We start from the raw sequence: 18,014 nt of genomic DNA, 5'->3' as shown, positions 1-18,014 counted from the left end.
ACAAAAACTACTGCAAAATAATGGTGGAGGCTTCAAATTTACGCAAGCTTAACTGGTAACCCGAAACATGGATGGCTATAGGATCGCCAAGCGGAGCAATACGTGAAATTTTAATCTCTTCACCTGGTAAACATCCCATCTCCATCAATTTTACCGACATTTCCAGATCAGTAAATTCCTTTACAATTCCTATTTCGCCTACTTCAAGTTGTGAAAGTGTCATCCTATATCTTTTTAACCTGAGCAAATGTAAGCTTATTTATATTAAATCCAAATAAAGCAGACGCTTTGATGTGCAAATTTTAGATGTGCAGATATGCAGATGAAAAAACTGATTTTCAAATGAGATTTACGGATATGTGAATAATTTTGCACGAATCAAATTTGCAGAATTTTAACAACGTTAGCCAAGCATCTCCACATCTGAAACGGCGAAGCCCTCAACGTGGTTAATCTGCACATTTGAAATCTGCATATCTTCACATCTGAAACGTACAGATTTTACCTTCCCAAACGTAGGGCATCCGCAGCCTTTTTTAAATATACCGCAGGATGAGCAGCTGAGCAGCAGGGCAACTCCTATGATGATCAGTTTATTTTTTTTCATTGCCAATTGCGCTTAATGTTAACATAACACCAAAAATTCCCATACAAATTCCAAGCATATCACAAAACATATCATTCCAGTCGCCGCTGCGCCAGGTAAAAACAGTTCTTTGCAATATCTCTATCAGCCCACCAAAAAATACAGAGGCCACGGTAACTACCAGTACCTGCTTATACGAGAATGAGCGGATTTTTTGTTGCCGTATGATACCATTGCAGAATAATACAATCAGCGTAAAAAATAATCCGGTATGCGTAAGTTTATCAAAGCCCTCGAAAAACAAAGGAGAATCATCTACCGAATCCAGTTTAGCTGAGCACATGATGAAAATAAATAAGGCCCACAAAATTGTGAGCCCATGATATTTTAATGTCGCTTCCATTTAAGCGCCAACAACAGCTTTATAATCACCGGCAGATAACAGGCTATCTATTTCTGATACATCAGCAATACTGATCTTCACCATCCAGCCTTCGCCATACGGATCAGCGTTTACCAGGTCGGGTTGGTTATTAAGTGCAGGGTTAATTTCTGTTACCGTTCCTGTTACAGGCATAAACAGGTCTGATACAGTTTTTACAGCTTCAACGGTACCAAAAACTTCATCTTTGGCAACTTCTTTCCCTAAGGATGCAATATCCACATAAACAATATCGCCAAGTTCGCTTTGCGCAAATTCGGTAATACCGATAGTAGCTTCATTGCCTTCAACCTTTATCCACTCGTGGTCTTTAGTATATTTTAATTCAGCGGGAAAATTCATGTCGTTAATTTTATGTGCTCAAAAATAACAAAACTTTAGGCTATAGCAATAATTAAAGATTTATTGTAATACAGCTTAGGGTAAGCTACAAAACGTTAACCGCAGCCCCACAAATTGGCACCTCGAATTTAAAATCATTATGAGTTGTCATAATGTTTAAGGGTGTGCTTTTTCTTGCCGTGTTTAATTGTTAATTTCCATAAACGGTTTAAAAAATTTATTTTGCACACTTTTAATGACCAATTTTATTAAACCAGGAAAAACAGCCACATCAACCGATGACCAACTGCTTAACACCTACCGTGAAAACGGCGATGTAGCGGTGTTAGGAAAACTATATGAAAGATACATGGTTTTACTATATGGGGTTTGTTTAAAATATCTGAAAGATGAGGAACTGGCCAAAGATGCGGTGATGGGAATATTTGAAGAACTGGTAGTAAAGGTTAAAAATCACAATATCAACACATTCAGAAGCTGGTTATATGTATTAGGGCGCAATTATTGCCTGATGCAGTTAAGGGCAGGCAAAAAAATAGAGACGGTAAATTTGGATGATGTTATGGAATTTACCCCGCTTTTGCATCCTGATGATAGTAACCGCGAAGAGGCCTATAAAGCATTGGAGCAATGTATTGATAAACTGGCCGGCGCGCAAAAACAAAGCATTGATCTATTTTATTTAAAAGAGAAATGCTATAAGGAAATAGCCGAGATAACCAATTTTAGCCTGAATGAAGTAAAAAGTTATATACAAAACGGGAAGCGCAACCTTAAAATTTGCATGGAGAAGAAAAGTGAATACTAAAAAAGCCGACATATCGCAGATCAGGAAGTACCTTAACGGGGAACTTGATGCCAAAGCTATGCACAAGCTTGAACGGGAAGCGCTTGATGATCCATTTTTAATGGATGCCATTGAAGGATTTGAACCTGCTTCTAAAGATCAACAAGCTAACCTGACCGACTTGGCCGGAAGGTTACAACAGCGAATTGAACCAAAGATAAGCCGTGTTATTTCATGGCAGATGTGGTCAATTGCTGCATCGGTTGTGGTGGTATTAACCATTGGCGGTTTGTGGTTAAAGAAAACACCCACTCCGCCCGAACAAAAAACCAATGACATTGCAATAATTAAAGAGGATAAGACCAAGGTTGAGCTAAAGGACACTGTTGCTTTAAGTGTACAGGATACAAAACAAGCGCCTTTGCTTGCTCAAAACACCAAAAAGCACCCTCCCATATTAAAACCGGGAAATAAATCCGTTTACCAACAGGAGATCTCCTCGGCAGATAATAATGTGGCGGCGGTTTACAAAGCTCCAACAGCAACTGCTCCAAAACCCGTAGTGCAAGCTGATGATGACGCAAAAGAAGCTGCATCGGTAAGTGAGATAGTAGCTTCAAATTACACACAAACCCGAAAAGATAATACCGATAGCCTCGCAGCTCTTGCTAAAAAAGCACGTGATAAGGCCTCAATTCCCAACGAATCTAAATTACAGGGTAAGGTTGATGGTTTAACCATAGTAACCTCAAAAGATTCAAAATCGCAGTTTGGCTACACAAACATTAACGGCGTAATTATTGGCAAGCCCGATGGCGCCCCTGTTATTGGCGCAGCTATCCGCATAGCGGGGACCAATAAAAGTACAGTTACCGATGTTAATGGCTATTTTTCTATGCCCGCAACAGGGAGTAAGCAAACATTGGATATAGCATCTATAGGTTTTTTGCCCAAACAGGTAAGTGTAAAAAGCGGGGATAGCCTAAAAGTAGAACTTAATCCCGTTAGCAGTTCTCTTAATGAGGTTGTGGTTGGCTATGGCACGCAAAAAGCTGTAAGCGCGCACCCCCAGGGAGACATGAGCGCCCTTAAAAAATACCTGCAGGCCAATGCCATTTTACCCGACAGCACTATTGCGGGTACAGTAAGTGTAACATTTACCGTTAGTGGTGATGGCGCATTGAGCGATTTCAAGATCAAAAAAAGCCTTACACCCGCAGCCGATCAAAAAGCTATCGATCTGATAAAGGCAGGCCCTACATGGATTGGGAACAGTACAGGCAAACCAGAGGAAGTTACGGTTAAGGTAAAATTCCAGAAACAAAACTAAGAAATCAAGAGGTTAGCGCCAGGAATCAAGACAAAAAGCAGTGTTTGGTTTAAAGGTAATCGCTCAATACAACCCGCAATATCTCCACCAGTTCAGGATCATTAAACCGGTAATTGTCTTCAATTTCAAGCACAATTAATTGTTTGCCATTGAGTTGAAACCGCTGTTTGAGTAATTCTTTATGCTTATGCTCCATTACAAATATCACATCTGCCCTGTCAATCATTTTTTGATTTACCCTGGTACGCGCCTTATCACTTGTGCCGGCAGAATATGCCTTGTGTTCCGGGTGATCTTTAAACAACAGCTCGGCAGTAGGGCTGCGCCATTGGTTTTTACTGCAGATGAAAAGGAGATTGGCCAAACAGACTGGAGATTATTTTATAAAATTATTGACTAAAAGCCGGCGCTACTCTTTCTTCAATGGTATATTCAATACCATGCTCATCCAATACCGTGGTAAGGGCATTGGCCAGGGCTAAATCATTAAACCTTTTAAACAATATAAACACTGGCTCCATAATAACGGGTTTTGGGGATTAGATAGATCAGAGGCCATTTTTGGGTACCCAGGCCTGGCTTTTGATTAGCCATTTACCCCCTACCATACGAAACACAAAAGAAAACGCTCCTTCCTCATTAAACGGGTCGCCATTAACTGTCCCTGTATATTCAACCGGTACAATTAAATAGGCTATTTCATCGGTTTGCCTAAAAATTTTTATGCGTTTAACAACAACCATAAAATCTTTTATCTTAAACTCCTTAACCGCCTTTTCAACCGAGTTTACCCATTGTACACCCGCAAGCTGACCATTCCATGAATAAGGCATCTGCTCATCGGTAACAACCGCGTTTGGCGCATACATATCAGTAACCTTATCAATATCAAAAGTATAAGAGGCCTTTAATACAGTATTAACTGTTTGCAAAACTTCGGGGTTTAGTTTTTTTACAGTATCGGCAAGGCTTAAACCTGTCGCGATGGCTTTTTGTCCCGCTACCACAATTAGTAACAGCGTTATGTAAACCATTGTTAATATGTTTTTCCTCATCTTATTCAGTTAATATACTTCGCTCCTTTTGCCATAAGTTTATAAAGTTAAGCATCAATTACAATAAAAAGACAGCTGCCCCATAAAACACGTTATTATTATCACTTCCCTTTTGATGCCATGTAATCTAATGTTAAATTGCATAATGCCTTAACACCCAAAGTAAAACCACTTTCATCAATATAAAAATCCGGGGTATGGTGCGATGGGGCTTTAAGCGGGTCCTGCCCTTTTGGCATCCCGCCCAAAAAGAAAAACAGTCCCGGTACTTTTTCCTCGTAAAAGCTAAAATCCTCGGCCCCGGTAACCGGCGGCTTTAACATTACATTTGACGCGCCCGCGGTTTGCTGCAAGCTGGGCAACATTTTTTTTGTAAGCTCGGGGTTATTATATGTAACCGGGTAGTGGTTGCTATAGGGTATCTTAACTTCGGCAGTGGCGCCTTGTGCTTCGGCGGTTTTGGTAGCTATTAGCGTAACGCGGTCAATCAGCATCTTTTCGTCTGCAGCTGTAAATGAACGCAGGGTGCCCAGCATTTCAACGCTCTCGGGAATAATGTTTGAGCGGTTACCCCCCTTTATGGCTCCAACGGTTACCACCGCCGGGTTTTCGGTTATGTTGATATTGCGGCTTACTATAGTTTGCAGGTTGTTTATTATCTCGGCCGAAACCACTATTGGATCAACGCTCGACCACGGAGCGGCTCCGTGTGCCGACCGGCCTTTTACAATGATCTGCATATCGTTAACACCGGCCATCGTTCCACCAGGGCGGTAGCTGATCTTGCCAACCTCGGTTTGCGAGTTAATATGCAAACCAAATATCACATCAACCTTAGGATTTTCAAGTACTCCTTCTTTCACCATTTGTTCAGCGCCGCCTTTTTGACCCGGCTCAACGCCTTCTTCGGCTGGCTGAAAAATAAATTTAACGGTACCATGCAGTTCGCTTTTCATAGACGATAGTACCTGGGCTACCCCCATTAAAATAGCCATATGCGAATCATGACCGCAGGCATGCATTACGCCAACTTGCTGCCCGTTATAGGTAGTTTTTTCTTTTGATGCAAATGGCACAGGTGTGCGTTCAATTACCGGCAATCCATCCATATCGGCACGCAATGCAACTACCGGGCCTGGTTTACCTCCTTTTAAAATGCCCACAACCCCGGTTGTGGCTATACCTGTTTGCACTTCGATACCCAATGATTGCAAATGTTTGGCAATAATTGCCGATGTGCGTACCTCGTGGTTGCCAAGTTCGGGGTGTTCATGAAAATCGCGTCGCCAGGCGGTTACCTGGTCTTTTAAGGCATCAGCTTTAGTATTAACCTGTGCTACGCGGGCTGCATTTTGCGCAAACGCCTGTACCGAAAACAATAAAAAAAACAGGATGGAAAATATTTTCATAGGGGCTTTTTTTAGAACAGTTAATATAAGAACAATACTTCAAATCTAATAACCCGCGGCTAATGATATTTCGGCCGCTGTTCCAACCCACTCAACAAGGCAGTATTATGGGATGATTTATTTAAAATCGACAAGGTCGATATCAAATATCAATACAGCGTTTTCGGGTATCGGACCACCGCCGCCTGGACCGTAACCCAATGCTGATGGTACAAATAACAGGATATTACCACCTTTTTTCACATGCGGAATACCAATTTGCCAGGCTTTTACCAACCTATCGAGCGAACTCGAAAAACCATTGGCCGAATCAAATGGCGCTCCGTTGATGAGCTTACCATGGTAATTTACTGTCACTGTTGAGTTGCTGTCGGGGTAAGCGCCTGTACCTTGTTTAACTACCTGGTAGTACAGTCCAGATGGATCTTTAACCGCCTTAATCATGGGGTTGTTGGATAAATAAACCCGGATGATAGAATCATCGGTTTTGGCTTGCTTTATCATTTCAACAGATGGTCGATGTGAGCAGGAGGTCATTGCAATTGATGCAACAAGTAGCAGTGACAGTAAATTCTTCATTCAAAATAATTATTTGACCTTTTTTAGGTTGTATTTAAACGACGGAAATATACCAAATAAAAAAAGCCCGGAATGTTATTCCAGGCCTATAATAAAATTCTTAATGCTAAGCTCCGGCAGTCGATAAATCAACAGTAAATATCAATACAGAGTTTGCCGGTATTTTGTCGGTAGAATAAGTACCGTACCCATACCTTGATGGTATAATCATTAAAACCTTTGAGCCATACCGTACATGCGGCAATACTATTCGCCATCCTAATATCAAATTGCGTAACACATCGGTATAACCTGAGTTGGTTTCAAACTGGGCGCCATTAAGCAATTTGCCTGTATAACCTACTGTAATTGTTGAAGCATCTGTGGGGTAGTTACCGATTCCTGCTGTAAGCACCTGGTAATATACACCTAAAGTATCCTTGACATTGGTAATTTCGGGATGGGCGGTAATATATGTTTTTATGGCAGCATCGTCAATGGCAGCCTGCGCTGCTACATCAACAGTTGCAGTATCGCTTTTTTTGGAGCATGCTGAAAAGATGGCCAACGGAAGTAAAAATAAGAATAGAAGTTTTTTCATTTAAATAAAGATCAGTTTAATATGGATACGTTTTAACCGCCATAAACGCTACAATTCAAAAAAACTCACTTATACCGTTGTTTTAATTTTAAGTTCATTCATCTGGGTATCAGCAATGGTTGATGGTGAATCGATCATCACATCGCGGCCCGAATTGTTTTTAGGGAATGCGATTACATCACGAATAGAATCCAAACCGGCAAAAATAGATACCAGGCGATCAAACCCAAGGGCCAAACCACCATGCGGGGGTGCGCCAAATTCAAAGGCATCCATTAAAAAGCCAAACTGCTTTTGCGCCTCGTCCACAGAAAAGCCTAAGTGCTTAAACATCAGCGACTGGGTGGCACGATCATGGATACGGATAGATCCGCCGCCAACCTCGGTACCGTTAATTACCAGGTCATACGCATTTGCACGTACTGCTCCCGGGGCGGTATCAAGCAGGGCAATATCCTCTGGTTTTGGCGAGGTGAATGGGTGGTGCATGGCATGGTAACGGCCGGTTTCCTCGTCCCATTCCAATAAAGGAAAATCCAATACCCAAAGTGGTGCAAATTTATTTTTATCGCGCAAACCTAAACGGCTGCCCATTTCCAGGCGAAGTTCGTTCAGTTGCTTACGTACTTTATCTGTTGACCCGGCCAATACCAGCATTAAATCGCCTTTTTCGGCTTCAAATGCGGCAGCCCAGTTGGTCAGCTCATCTTCATTGTAAAATTTATCAACCGATGATTTTAGCGTACTATCATCATTGTAGCGGCAATATATCATGCCCGTAACACCAATTTGGGGGCGTTTTAACCATTCGGTTATTTCATCTAATTGTTTACGGGTGTAGCTGGCGCAACCTTTTGCGTTGATACCAACTACCAGTTCGGCATTATCAAAAACACCAAAGCCTTTTCCTTTAACAATATCATTCAGCTCCACAAACTCCATCCCAAAACGCACATCCGGTTTATCAGAGCCATATAAACGCATAGCATCTGCATATTGCATGCGCGGAAAATCGCCCAGGTCGATGTCTTTTACTGTAGTAAACAGGTGGCGGGTTAAGCCTTCAAAAATATTCAGGATATCTTCCTGGGTGATGAAAGAAAGCTCACAGTCTATCTGCGTAAACTCCGGCTGACGATCTGCTCTTAAATCTTCATCCCTGAAACATTTAACAATCTGGAAATAACGGTCGAACCCGCTCACCATCAGTAATTGTTTAAAGGTTTGAGGCGATTGCGGCAAGGCGTAAAACTCGCCCGGATTCATGCGGCTTGGCACCACAAAATCGCGTGCACCTTCAGGTGTCGATTTAATCAGTACCGGGGTTTCTACCTCAATAAACTCCAGGTCGCTTAAATATTTACGAATCTCCTGTGCCATTTTGTGGCGAAGGATGAGGTTATTGCGTATTGGCGCACGGCGCAGATCAAGGTAGCGGTATTTGGCGCGAAGCTCCTCGCCCCCATCTGTTTCGTCCTCTATCTGGAATGGAGGGGTTTTAGCAGCGTTAAGTATTTCTATATCCTCAACAGCAATCTCGATCTCGCCGGTTGGTATTTTTGTATTTTTATTGGAGCGCTCCAACACCTTACCTGTAACCTTTATCACAAACTCACGACCAAGCTCACGGCTTTTTTCGCGCAGTGCGGCATCGGTATCTGTATTGAAAATTAGTTGGGTTAAACCATAACGGTCGCGCATGTCAATAAACGTGGTACCGCCCAAATCGCGCGATTTTTGTACCCATCCGCATAAGGTAACAGATTGACCTAAGTTGCTGATATTTAATTCGCCACAGGTATGAGTTCTAAGCATAACAATATTTATAAAAGTTTGCAAAAGTACATTTTTGAGGTGAAAGCCGAAAGGTAAAAGCAGAAAGCTGAAGAACCTTTATGATATAAGTAATAAAAATTTGATTTTTTAGGATTTCTGCGGCTATCTTATTATAGTAATATTCTTATAGCAGAATTACCTGTTTTGGGTGATTTATCTGTGATTAACACAATATCTTACCTTTTAAACAATGTTGTTGTTTTCAATTTCAGCATTGGTTTTTCTGCAAAGTACCATGACAGTACAGCCAGAAGAAGCACCAAAGGAAAAGTGTAAAAAAAATGTGCTGTTGGCGTTAATGCCGGAAATTTTAAGGTAAGCAATTGCTGAACAGGAAATGCATAAATATAAAGCCCGTATGAAAAATCGCCAAGTTTATGAAAGCTTTTAACCTGCAGTTTGGGATGATATGAAAAAACCAAAATACCGTATACCAGTGGCATATCAACAACATAATCAATATACGGCAATCTGAAATGGAACCAGGCATAAAAAACAATAAACGTACCCAGCAACAGGGGTAGGCTTATAATTATTTTATTACGAAACAGGTAACAACATGCGCCCAAAAAAAACAACGTCGACCACGAAAAAATATAGCTTATATACCATGCCTCATAGGGTATTCCCCAGAAAAAAACAAAAACAACAATTAATACCGGTAATGCTATCAAAAGCTTCCCGAACTGCTTTTTAACCAGGAGTAATAAAACACCTAAAAGCAAAACGCACAGGTACATCAGTAATTCGGCGGGCAATGTCCAGATGGGGCTGTTTACACTGCCGGGGTAAGGGTTTGTTTTGAAAGTACCGGGTAAAGCATTGCTAAAATTATGAAGTGTAGCTAATCGCCATGTAAAATCATAAACTGCGATACTGGTAAAATATTTACTCAAAGGTAAAGTTGTACATAAGGGGCCAATGATAAACGCGCAAAAAATGGCGGTTAAAAACAATCCCGGAAAAATCCTGAGGAAACGTGCCCACACAAAGCTGCCAAGTGAGGGCTGCCTGAAAAGGCTTTTAGTTATAAGAAAACCGCTGATAGCAAAAAAAACCTTAACACCCATATTCCCCAAAGTCATAAAACCAAGTAACCTTACCATTGGTTCGCTTTTTAGTGTATCGGTTACTAAAAAAGAGTGGGAAAAAACTACAAGTGAAGCAGCAATAAACCTAAGCAAATCAAAATTATTATCTCTTCCCGAATCTAATTGCCCAACAGTTACCATAGTTATAACAAAACTATAAATAATCTTTATATGGCCTTAAAATATCACAGGCCAGGGGTAGGTTATTTATATGCAACAACAGCAGGATCCCACAACGGCTTGCATGCATCAAATTCAAATCCTATCTTTGGGTCATAATTCTCAAGGGGTGCCTTGCTTTGGTGAAATAAAAAACAAGCAATTTGTTTTTACCAAACTGAAAGACGGGCTGAGATCAAACCCATGTCCCCCCAACCCCCTAAAGGGGGAGTTTTTAGTTTAAAGCCAGCCTTTAGCCTACTTGCTCCCCCTTCAGGGGGCTGGGGGGCTACACCTGATCCGGGTAATGCCGGCGTAGGGAGAGGTAACAAGTTAAGTATACTGCAATTGTACCCTGATGAGCAGTTTAACTATTTTATTTTAAAAAACTTTGAAAAATGTATTCGCGGCTGTTATGGCCCTGCTGCTGCCCGCCCTGGCATCGGCCCAGCTTTCCATATCCGGAAAAATCACTAACCAATCGGGCGAAGCACTGCCCGGCGCAACCGTCACCATCACCAACCCGGCTATCAATGCTATTGCCGATGCAACCGGCAAGTATCAATTTACCGATTTAAAGCCTGGCAACTACACATTAAAAGCCAGTTATATTGGTTATCAAACCACCGACAAAAGCATCGTTTTAGGCAGCACGGTGGTTATTAATATAAAACTTAACAGCAATACGTTTACAGCCGAGGAAGTTACCGTTAGCTCAACCCGTGCGGTTAAAAACTCACCTACCGCATTCACCAATTTAAGTAAAAAGGACCTTGCTAAAAACAACTTCGGGCAGGACTTGCCTTACCTGTTGAGCCTTACGCCATCGGTAGTTACCACATCTGATGCAGGCGCGGGTATAGGCTATACCGGTATCCGCATCCGCGGTTCTGATGCTACAAGGGTTAACGTTACCATCAATGGAATTCCGTTGAATGATGCCGAAAGCCAGGGATCATACTTTATTGATCTGCCCGATCTGGCCTCATCTGTTGATAATATCCAGGTACAGCGTGGTGTTGGTACATCAACCAACGGCGCCGGTGCATTCGGCGGCAGTATCAATATTCAAACAACCACACGCAGAGACACGGCTTATGCCGAGATCAATACATCGGCAGGCTCCTACGGCACTATCAGAAACACAGTTAACGCAGGCACCGGTTTATTAGGCGGACATTTTAGTTTAGATGGCCGGTTATCGCGCATCCACTCCAATGGCTATATCGATAGAGCAACGTCCGACTTAAAATCCCTTTACCTGAGCGCCGCCTGGTATGGTAAAAACAGTACCATAAGGGCCAACGTAATGTCGGGCCATGAACGCACCTACCAGGCCTGGAATGGTATTGCCGATTATGTTATAGGCGATAATACCCGGGCCGACAACCGTACCTACAACGAATTGGGCTTAATGGCCGATGGCTCGTTTTATAAAGACCAGGTTGATGACTACCTGCAAAATCATTACCAGTTGTTGTACGATCAAAAGATAAGCGATAAGCTGTCGTTCAGCGGCGCCCTGCATTATACCAAAGGCAAAGGTTATTACGAGGAGTTCCGCCAGCAGGATGCCATAGCCAATTATGGTTTAAAACCAGTGATCATTGGTACAGATACTATTGCCACAACTGACCTGGCCCGCCGCCGCTGGCTGGATAATGAATTTTATGGCGTTACCTATGCCCTCAAATATCAGCCCGAAAGCAACCTGAACATGACTTTGGGCGGCGCTTATAACCAATATTCGGGCGCGCATTACGGCAATGTTATTTATACCAAAGAAAGCGCCGGCATAGGCCCCAATTACGAGTACTACCGCGATAATGCCAAAAAGAACGACTTTAATATTTTTTACCGCGCAGAGTGGCATTTAAGCAATGTTTTGTTGTATGCCGATATGCAATACCGCCATATTTACTACAATTTTTACGGTATAGACAGGAACCTGAACAATGCGCAGCAAAATGTAGAACTTAACTTTTTTAACCCTAAGCTGGGTATAACTTATCAGCTTAATGAGCAAAGCAATGTGTATGCATCGTTTGCAGTAGGTAACCACGAGCCAAATCGCGATGATTACATAAACTCTGTTCCGCAAAAAAGGCCAAAAGCCGAAAACCTTAAGGATTTTGAAGCGGGTTACCGTACCGTAGGCAAATTTTTTAGCGGCGGCATTAATGGCTTTTACATGTTGTACAAAAACCAGCTGATATTAACCGGCGCGTTAAATGATGTAGGATCGCAAATACGCACCAACGTTGCCGATAGCTATCGCGCGGGCGTGGAGCTTGATGGCAAGGTAAGGTTAACCAGCCAGCTTAACTGGGGGCTTACCGCTACCTGGAGCGCCAACAAGATCAAAAACTATCACCAGTTTTTCTCCAATTATGATGATGGCACATTAGTTGAAGAATCGTTTAAAACAACAACCATTGCCTACTCGCCATCGCTTACCGGCGCAAGCATCATTAGCTATAGCCCTGTTAAAGGCGGCGAAATTGCTTTCATCAGCAAATACGTGAGCAGGCAATATTTAGATAATACCATGAACCAAAACCCTGCAGGCTTCAACATAGCACCAGATAATATTGGCAACCCGTATGCAGCCAACCGTTACCTGAAAAGTTATTTTACAAGCGATGTAAGGCTGCGGTACAATTTCAGCATCAGCGGGGTTAAAAACATTGGTTTGGGCTTACAGGTAAGTAACATCTTCAGCAAAAAGTACGAGGCTAACGGCGCTACTTATCCTGATATCGAAGGCGGCAATGTGGTTAACTACAATTACTATTTCCCGCAGGCGCCGCGCAATTTTATGGCATCAGTGAATCTTAATTTCTGACACGAATATTCACGAATTGAATCAACACGAATGGTCACGAATTAAGCCGAATTTCACAAATCTGGGCGGATAATATTCAGACAGAACAGTGGCACTAACGAAGAAGGGGAGTTATGAATGATTTGATATCGCTTTTTATTGATCAAATAAAAGAAACCACCTGGGTGCAATGGCTTGCCGTTGCCCTGGGTGTTGCCGAAGTTTTGCTGGCACGCCGCAATAGCATCTGGCTTTATCCGACAGGCATTTTGAGCACTGCGATTGCCATTTATCTTTTACTGAATGTTGGGCTTTATGCCGAATCTATCCTGAACATATATTATGTGGTGATGAGCGTTTACGGTTGGTGGTACTGGATAAAACGGCGAAACGAGCCGCCGGTACAAATTTCATGGAGCACCGGCACCGAGTGGAAAATAAGCATTGCCATATCTGTTGTTGGCTGGGTATTTTTTTATGTATTGATCAAAAACCTGCCTGCTAAGTATTTTACACCATCAAACGTGCCGGTTTGGGATGCATTGATAACTTCAACGGCCTGGGCAGGCATGTGGCTGCTGGCAAGGCGAAAAATTGAGAACTGGATTTTTTTAAATATATCAAACCTGTTTGCAGTACCTATTTTGTTTTATAAACACCTGCCCATGTTTGCCCTGCTAACCGTCTTTTTATTCGTAATAGCCATTTTTGGATATTTTGACTGGAGAAAGAAAGTCAAAGAGGGAGCTGAAAGCCGAAAGCTAAAGGCCGAAAGCTTTTGACTTCAATCTTACAAATTGCTTTARGCTTTTTGCTTTGAGCCTTTAGCTAAAATGAAAAAAGGGAGCTGAAAGCCGAAAGCTAAAGGCCGAAAGCTTTTAACCTTAACCTTACAAATTGCTTTGTGCTTTCAGYCGTTAGCTAAATGCGCAAAGTTTTCATGAACTTTAAAAACTGCTTTAAGCTTTTTGCTTTGAGCCTTTAGCTAAAATGACCCATCCATCATATTTATTAAAACCCGAATGGGTAAAGATCGTTCGCGATGCCGCACCCAAAGCCGAAAAACTGGGCATGCTGCATCCTGATCAACTGGCATTGATATATGAACAGGGCTGGTTTAAACTTCTTGTTCCTGAAGCATACTCGGGTTTGCAGCTGGCCTTACCTGCTATGGTACGGCTGGAAGAAAGCCTGGCCTGGGCCAATGGCAGCCTGGGATGGGTAGTAACCCTGTGTAGTGGGGCAGGGTGGTTTGGCGGATTTTTATCGCCTCAAATAGCGCAGGAATTAGCTGGCAATCCTTATTTATGTTTGGCGGGCAGTGGTGCATCCACCGGCACTGCAACCATTACCGATGACGGCTACATCATCAATGGCACCTGGAAATATGCAAGCGGCGTACACCACGCCACACACATAACGGCCAACTGCATTATCAAAAACGGCGAAGAAACTGTTTTAAATGATGATGGCAGTGAACTGATCCTTCCTTTTATTTTCGACCGGAAAGATGTTGAAATTTTACCTGCATGGAAATACATCGGCATGATGGCAACCGGCAGCGATGCCTATAAAGTGACTGATCTTTTTGTTAAGGCCGACAGATGTTTCCGGATCGACCCGGAATTTACGGTGATAGATGAGCCACTATACCGCTACCCTTTTTTGCAATTAGCCGAAGCAACCCTTGCGGCAAATATTTCGGGTTTAGCGGTACACTTTCTTGATCTTTGCGAACCACTGTTTGAGGAAAAACAATTGGGCAAACGGGTAAGCACAGTCCAAAAAGAAACTATCAAACAGTTACTGGATGAGTTGGCCGCCAAATTGCATGAAATCCGCCAGGAGTTTTACATGGCAGTTGACGCGTCATGGCGAAGTGGTTTAACAGGCGATGCCGGGTATTTAAACGAGGTAAGTACAAGTAGCCGCAAACTTGCCAAAACGGCAAGAGAATTTGTAGACCAGCTGTACCCCCACTGCGGCTTGCAAGCCGCCAACCCCGATACCGAAATCAGCCAGGTATGGCGCGATCTGCACACCGCAAGCCAGCACTCCCTGCTGAATAGCCTCAGTTAAATTCCGGTTACAACGGATGTGTTTTGGAGAGGGCATTTTTTGGATATTTTCTCCGTTTTTGGTATATTTGTGTATAAACAATACCGAGCTTTATTTTGGCAACCTGATTGCCATCGCCGTTTAAAAATAAAGAGAAACCACATCTTCAACATTCATGCATAAATCACTGAATTACAGGTGATTAATTCCTAAAACATGGAACATTAAAAGGCACTCAAAGTGCATAAAAAGGTGCCGGCAGAGTATTCAAAAGGAGTTAGAAAGGTGCGCCAACGGTGTATCAAAAGTGATCTTTCTGATATCCCTGTATTAAAACCCTGTATTTTATCCGGCCTGCCAATTTTAATGTTTTGTTTTTTACTTTGTAACAAAACCCTATAATTAACACAAACTTCACACAGCTTTTTAATTTCATTGCTGATATTTGGCCGATTCAAAGCAATATAAAAATGAAGTTTAAACATCTGCTGCTTATTTCCTTATCTATAATCACCGTTTCTGCATCGGCACAAAAAAGAAAAACCACTACTACCGCAGCTTCGTCAACTTCGGTGCCCCGCCCTAAATTAGTTGTTGGTTTAGTAGTTGATCAAATGCGCTGGGATTACCTTTACCGCTATTATGACCGTTACCAAAGCGGCGGATTTAAACGGATGCTAAATGAAGGCTTCACCTGCGAAAACACAAATATTGATTATATACCTACCGTAACTGCCGCGGGTCATTCGTGTATCTACACCGGCTCTGTGCCTGCAATCCACGGCATAGCAGGTAACGATTTTATTATACAGTCAACAGGAAAATCTATGTACTGTACCGATGATAGCACGGTTACCACTGTTGGCAGCACCTCAAAAGCCGGGCAAATGTCGCCGCGCAATTTGCTGGTAAGTACCGTTACCGACGAATTAAGACTGGCCACCAATTTCCGCTCGAAGGTTATTGGCATTGCATTGAAAGACAGGGGAGGCATTTTGCCCGCCGGTCATGCTGCAAACGCCGCCTATTGGTTTGATGATGCCAGTGGCAACTGGATAAGCAGCACCTATTACATGACCGATTTGCCTGCCTGGGTTAAAAAATTCAACGATCAAAAGATCCCCGAAAAATACCTTAAACAGGATTGGAACACGCTTTACCCGCTAACTACATACCTGCAAAGCGCACCCGATAACAGCCCCAGATACGAAGGCAAATTTGCCGGAATGGAGGCGCCAACCATGCCTGTTAAAACATCAGCACTATATAAAGGCCATTTAGGAATGATCCGCTCAACCCCTTACGGAAACTCAATGACGCTTGATCTGGCCAAGGCAGCTGTTGAAAATGAGCAATTAGGCAAAAACACCGTTACCGACTTTTTGGCCGTGAGCCTTTCGTCAACAGATTATATTGGGCATCAATTCGGCCCCAACTCTGTGGAAATTGAGGATACCTACCTGAGGCTTGACCGCGATCTGGCCTCATTTTTTACCTACCTTGATGCAACTGTTGGCAAGGGCAATTATTCGGTATTTTTAAGTGCCGATCATGGCGCCGCACACAACCCCGGTTTCCTGGCAGATCATAAGATCCCTGCAGGTACCTGGGATGACGGTCTGGCCCAAAAAGAAATGAACATTATGCTGAACGATAAATACAAAGCCGACAAGCTGGTTATCAGCATGGACAATTACCAGGTAAACCTCAACAATGCCGCTATAAAAAAGGCTGGTTTAAGCGAGGAGGCCATAAAACTTGATTGTATCCAGTACCTGCAAAAACAGCCGGCAGTTCAGTTTGCCGTTGATATGCAAAAGGTAAATGCTGCAACCATTCCTGAGGATCTGCGCAGCCGTATTGTCAACGGTTATAATACAGAACATAGTGGCGTTATCCAGGTTGTTTTAAAACCCGGATATTTTTCGGGCCACGGAGCAACCGGTACCACGCACGGAACCTGGGCACCATATGACACCCATATTCCACTTGTATTTATGGGCTGGGGCATTAACCATGGCAGCCTAACCCGCCAAACCCACATGACTGATATTGCCGCTACCATAGCATCACTGCTGCATATACAGGCTCCTGATGGCTGTATTGGGAAGACAATCAGCGAGGTGATAAAATAGATAGTCCGGAAGTCGGTTAAGTCGGAAAGTCCGGAAGATAGATTTACAAGGCGTTCTTCCAAAATAAAAATTAAACTTCCGGTCTTTCCGTCTTCCGGACTTTCGGTCTTTCCAACTACTTAAAATCATGAAAAAATACATTTCCAAATTTCATTATATAACACAGGATCTGCCAAACCGCAGCCATGCAGAACAGGTGCAGATAGCTTGCGGCGCCGGAGCCAACTGGGTGCAATATCGCTGCATGACCAAAGCCGGAGATGAACTTATAGATGAAATAAACCAGATAGCCGAAATTTGTGACGAATGGGGCACTACACTTATTATAGCTAACCATTACCACCTCCTTCACCGGGTTGATGCGCAGGGTGTACACATAGAAGATCTGGAAGCCGATTTTGTCGCCATTCGCAAAGCCATAGGCGAGGATAAAACTTTAGGAGCTTCGGCAACTAACCAGGCCGAACTCCTAAACATACAAACCCTGGGTGTGGTTGATTATTGTGCATATGGTCCGTTTGCATATACGGATACCAAGCCGAATAATTTTCCCTTGTTAGGTTATGATGGTTACCGCCAATTAGTAAAAAAATCTATTGATATTCCTGTAATTGCAGTAGGCGGCATCGGGTTAAAGGATGTAGAGCAACTGCTTAAAATTGGAATTTATGGCATCGCTGTTTCGTCCGCCATTAACCTCTCGCCCGATCCAGCGGGTATGGTGAAGGAGCTGTACAGAACGGTATATTGAAAAACGGAGCAGGGCATCACTTAAAGCATTTATTTTTGGACCAAACAACC

19 protein-coding genes are annotated in these 18,014 nt (G+C 42.8%); 7 read left to right on the top strand and 12 right to left on the bottom strand.

Annotated elements, in window-relative coordinates:
• Window positions 1-7: 7 nt before the first annotated feature.
• From AC1DO4_RS21545 to gcvH, 4 genes are all read right to left on the bottom strand, one after another.
• On the bottom strand, window positions 8-223 hold the full coding sequence (locus AC1DO4_RS21545) for a FeoA family protein (protein WP_477401226.1): 216 nt from the start codon (window positions 221-223) through the stop codon (window positions 8-10).
• Between the two features lie 180 nt (window positions 224-403).
• Window positions 404-607: a hypothetical protein gene (locus AC1DO4_RS21540; RefSeq protein WP_477419644.1), complete on the bottom strand. Its 204-nt coding sequence runs from the start codon at window positions 605-607 to the stop codon at window positions 404-406.
• A complete protein-coding gene (locus AC1DO4_RS21535) occupies window positions 594-929 on the bottom strand; it encodes a VanZ family protein (protein ID WP_477419642.1) in 336 nt (111 codons plus the stop codon). The genes AC1DO4_RS21540 and AC1DO4_RS21535 overlap by 14 nt, the downstream gene beginning before the upstream one ends.
• A gap of 60 nt (window positions 930-989) precedes the next feature.
• The gene (gene gcvH, locus AC1DO4_RS21530) at window positions 990-1,370 is read right to left on the bottom strand and encodes a glycine cleavage system protein GcvH (protein WP_477419640.1); all 381 of its coding nucleotides are present in this window, start codon (window positions 1,368-1,370) and stop codon (window positions 990-992) included.
• Between the two features lie 235 nt (window positions 1,371-1,605).
• On the opposite strand from gcvH, the gene AC1DO4_RS21525 reads away from it, so the two are divergent.
• Together AC1DO4_RS21525 and AC1DO4_RS21520 are read left to right on the top strand one after the other, a co-directional pair.
• Window positions 1,606-2,178 (top strand): RNA polymerase sigma factor, encoded by a 573-nt coding sequence (locus tag AC1DO4_RS21525; RefSeq protein ID WP_477419638.1) that lies wholly within the window; start codon window positions 1,606-1,608, stop codon window positions 2,176-2,178.
• Window positions 2,168-3,487, top strand: coding sequence for a carboxypeptidase-like regulatory domain-containing protein (locus tag AC1DO4_RS21520; RefSeq protein WP_477419636.1), 1,320 nt, complete (start codon window positions 2,168-2,170; stop codon window positions 3,485-3,487). Before AC1DO4_RS21525 ends, AC1DO4_RS21520 begins: the two co-directional genes overlap by 11 nt.
• 49 nt (window positions 3,488-3,536) lie before the next feature.
• Here AC1DO4_RS21520 and AC1DO4_RS21515 read toward each other — a convergent pair whose 3' ends face one another.
• From AC1DO4_RS21515 to AC1DO4_RS21480, 8 genes are all read right to left on the bottom strand, one after another.
• Entirely contained in the window at window positions 3,537-3,851 is a 315-nt protein-coding gene (locus AC1DO4_RS21515) for a low molecular weight protein tyrosine phosphatase family protein (RefSeq protein ID WP_477419634.1), read from the bottom strand.
• Between the two features lie 25 nt (window positions 3,852-3,876).
• Complete coding sequence (locus AC1DO4_RS21510) at window positions 3,877-4,008, bottom strand: hypothetical protein (protein ID WP_477419632.1); 132 nt, start codon at window positions 4,006-4,008, stop codon at window positions 3,877-3,879.
• Window positions 4,009-4,035: 27 nt separating this feature from the next.
• Window positions 4,036-4,542 carry a nuclear transport factor 2 family protein gene (locus AC1DO4_RS21505; protein ID WP_477401219.1) on the bottom strand — a complete coding sequence of 169 codons (507 nt, stop codon included), beginning with the start codon at window positions 4,540-4,542 and terminating at the stop codon, window positions 4,036-4,038.
• A gap of 101 nt (window positions 4,543-4,643) precedes the next feature.
• Window positions 4,644-5,951 carry an amidohydrolase gene (locus tag AC1DO4_RS21500; protein ID WP_477419630.1) on the bottom strand — a complete coding sequence of 436 codons (1,308 nt, stop codon included), beginning with the start codon at window positions 5,949-5,951 and terminating at the stop codon, window positions 4,644-4,646.
• A gap of 117 nt (window positions 5,952-6,068) precedes the next feature.
• Window positions 6,069-6,530, bottom strand: coding sequence for an FKBP-type peptidyl-prolyl cis-trans isomerase (locus AC1DO4_RS21495; RefSeq protein WP_477419628.1), 462 nt, complete (start codon window positions 6,528-6,530; stop codon window positions 6,069-6,071).
• Between the two features lie 106 nt (window positions 6,531-6,636).
• Complete coding sequence (locus tag AC1DO4_RS21490; RefSeq protein WP_477419626.1) at window positions 6,637-7,110, bottom strand: FKBP-type peptidyl-prolyl cis-trans isomerase; 474 nt, start codon at window positions 7,108-7,110, stop codon at window positions 6,637-6,639.
• A 69-nt stretch (window positions 7,111-7,179) separates the two neighbouring features.
• On the bottom strand, window positions 7,180-8,925 hold the full coding sequence (aspS, locus tag AC1DO4_RS21485; protein WP_477419624.1) for an aspartate--tRNA ligase: 1,746 nt from the start codon (window positions 8,923-8,925) through the stop codon (window positions 7,180-7,182).
• A gap of 197 nt (window positions 8,926-9,122) precedes the next feature.
• Window positions 9,123-10,178, bottom strand: a complete 1,056-nt coding sequence (locus AC1DO4_RS21480) for an acyltransferase family protein (protein WP_477419622.1) — start codon at window positions 10,176-10,178, stop codon at window positions 9,123-9,125.
• A 409-nt stretch (window positions 10,179-10,587) separates the two neighbouring features.
• Between AC1DO4_RS21480 and AC1DO4_RS21475 the strand changes: the two genes are divergently transcribed.
• The 5 genes from AC1DO4_RS21475 to AC1DO4_RS21455 all read left to right on the top strand — a co-directional run bounded on the left by AC1DO4_RS21475 (window position 10,588) and on the right by AC1DO4_RS21455 (window position 17,964).
• Complete coding sequence (locus AC1DO4_RS21475) at window positions 10,588-13,041, top strand: TonB-dependent receptor (protein WP_477419620.1); 2,454 nt, start codon at window positions 10,588-10,590, stop codon at window positions 13,039-13,041.
• Between the two features lie 113 nt (window positions 13,042-13,154).
• Entirely contained in the window at window positions 13,155-13,802 is a 648-nt protein-coding gene (pnuC, locus tag AC1DO4_RS21470; RefSeq protein ID WP_477419618.1) for a nicotinamide riboside transporter PnuC, read from the top strand.
• A 208-nt stretch (window positions 13,803-14,010) separates the two neighbouring features.
• Window positions 14,011-15,099, top strand: coding sequence for an acyl-CoA dehydrogenase family protein (locus AC1DO4_RS21465; RefSeq protein ID WP_477419616.1), 1,089 nt, complete (start codon window positions 14,011-14,013; stop codon window positions 15,097-15,099).
• Window positions 15,100-15,548: 449 nt separating this feature from the next.
• The gene (pafA, locus tag AC1DO4_RS21460) at window positions 15,549-17,213 is read left to right on the top strand and encodes an alkaline phosphatase PafA (protein WP_477419614.1); all 1,665 of its coding nucleotides are present in this window, start codon (window positions 15,549-15,551) and stop codon (window positions 17,211-17,213) included.
• A gap of 127 nt (window positions 17,214-17,340) precedes the next feature.
• A complete protein-coding gene (locus tag AC1DO4_RS21455) occupies window positions 17,341-17,964 on the top strand; it encodes a thiamine phosphate synthase (protein ID WP_477419612.1) in 624 nt (207 codons plus the stop codon).
• Window positions 17,965-18,014: the final 50 nt, after the last annotated feature.

The sequence above is a fragment of the Mucilaginibacter sp. P5_A6 genome (assembly GCF_056400585.1).
Note: the sequence above shows the minus strand (reverse complement) of the source record. Positions and strands in the feature narration are given on the sequence as shown.

What these genes read in the sequence shown, in the direction of transcription:
- AC1DO4_RS21545 (WP_477401226.1), bottom strand. Translation starts at nt 223, where the DNA reads ATGACACTTTCACAACTTGAAGTAGGCGAAATAGGAATTGTAAAGGAA.
- AC1DO4_RS21540 (WP_477419644.1), bottom strand. Translation starts at nt 607, where the DNA reads ATGAAAAAAAATAAACTGATCATCATAGGAGTTGCCCTGCTGCTCAGC.
- AC1DO4_RS21535 (WP_477419642.1), bottom strand. Translation starts at nt 929, where the DNA reads ATGTGCTCAGCTAAACTGGATTCGGTAGATGATTCTCCTTTGTTTTTC.
- gcvH (WP_477419640.1), bottom strand. Translation starts at nt 1,370, where the DNA reads ATGAATTTTCCCGCTGAATTAAAATATACTAAAGACCACGAGTGGATA.
- AC1DO4_RS21525 (WP_477419638.1), top strand. Translation starts at nt 1,606, where the DNA reads ATGACCAATTTTATTAAACCAGGAAAAACAGCCACATCAACCGATGAC.
- AC1DO4_RS21510 (WP_477419632.1), bottom strand. Translation starts at nt 4,008, where the DNA reads ATGGAGCCAGTGTTTATATTGTTTAAAAGGTTTAATGATTTAGCCCTG.
- AC1DO4_RS21505 (WP_477401219.1), bottom strand. Translation starts at nt 4,542, where the DNA reads ATGAGGAAAAACATATTAACAATGGTTTACATAACGCTGTTACTAATT.
- AC1DO4_RS21500 (WP_477419630.1), bottom strand. Translation starts at nt 5,951, where the DNA reads ATGAAAATATTTTCCATCCTGTTTTTTTTATTGTTTTCGGTACAGGCG.
- AC1DO4_RS21495 (WP_477419628.1), bottom strand. Translation starts at nt 6,530, where the DNA reads ATGAAGAATTTACTGTCACTGCTACTTGTTGCATCAATTGCAATGACC.
- AC1DO4_RS21490 (WP_477419626.1), bottom strand. Translation starts at nt 7,110, where the DNA reads ATGAAAAAACTTCTATTCTTATTTTTACTTCCGTTGGCCATCTTTTCA.
- aspS (WP_477419624.1), bottom strand. Translation starts at nt 8,925, where the DNA reads ATGCTTAGAACTCATACCTGTGGCGAATTAAATATCAGCAACTTAGGT.
- AC1DO4_RS21480 (WP_477419622.1), bottom strand. Translation starts at nt 10,178, where the DNA reads ATGGTAACTGTTGGGCAATTAGATTCGGGAAGAGATAATAATTTTGAT.
- pnuC (WP_477419618.1), top strand. Translation starts at nt 13,155, where the DNA reads ATGAATGATTTGATATCGCTTTTTATTGATCAAATAAAAGAAACCACC.
- AC1DO4_RS21465 (WP_477419616.1), top strand. Translation starts at nt 14,011, where the DNA reads ATGACCCATCCATCATATTTATTAAAACCCGAATGGGTAAAGATCGTT.
- pafA (WP_477419614.1), top strand. Translation starts at nt 15,549, where the DNA reads ATGAAGTTTAAACATCTGCTGCTTATTTCCTTATCTATAATCACCGTT.
- AC1DO4_RS21455 (WP_477419612.1), top strand. Translation starts at nt 17,341, where the DNA reads ATGAAAAAATACATTTCCAAATTTCATTATATAACACAGGATCTGCCA.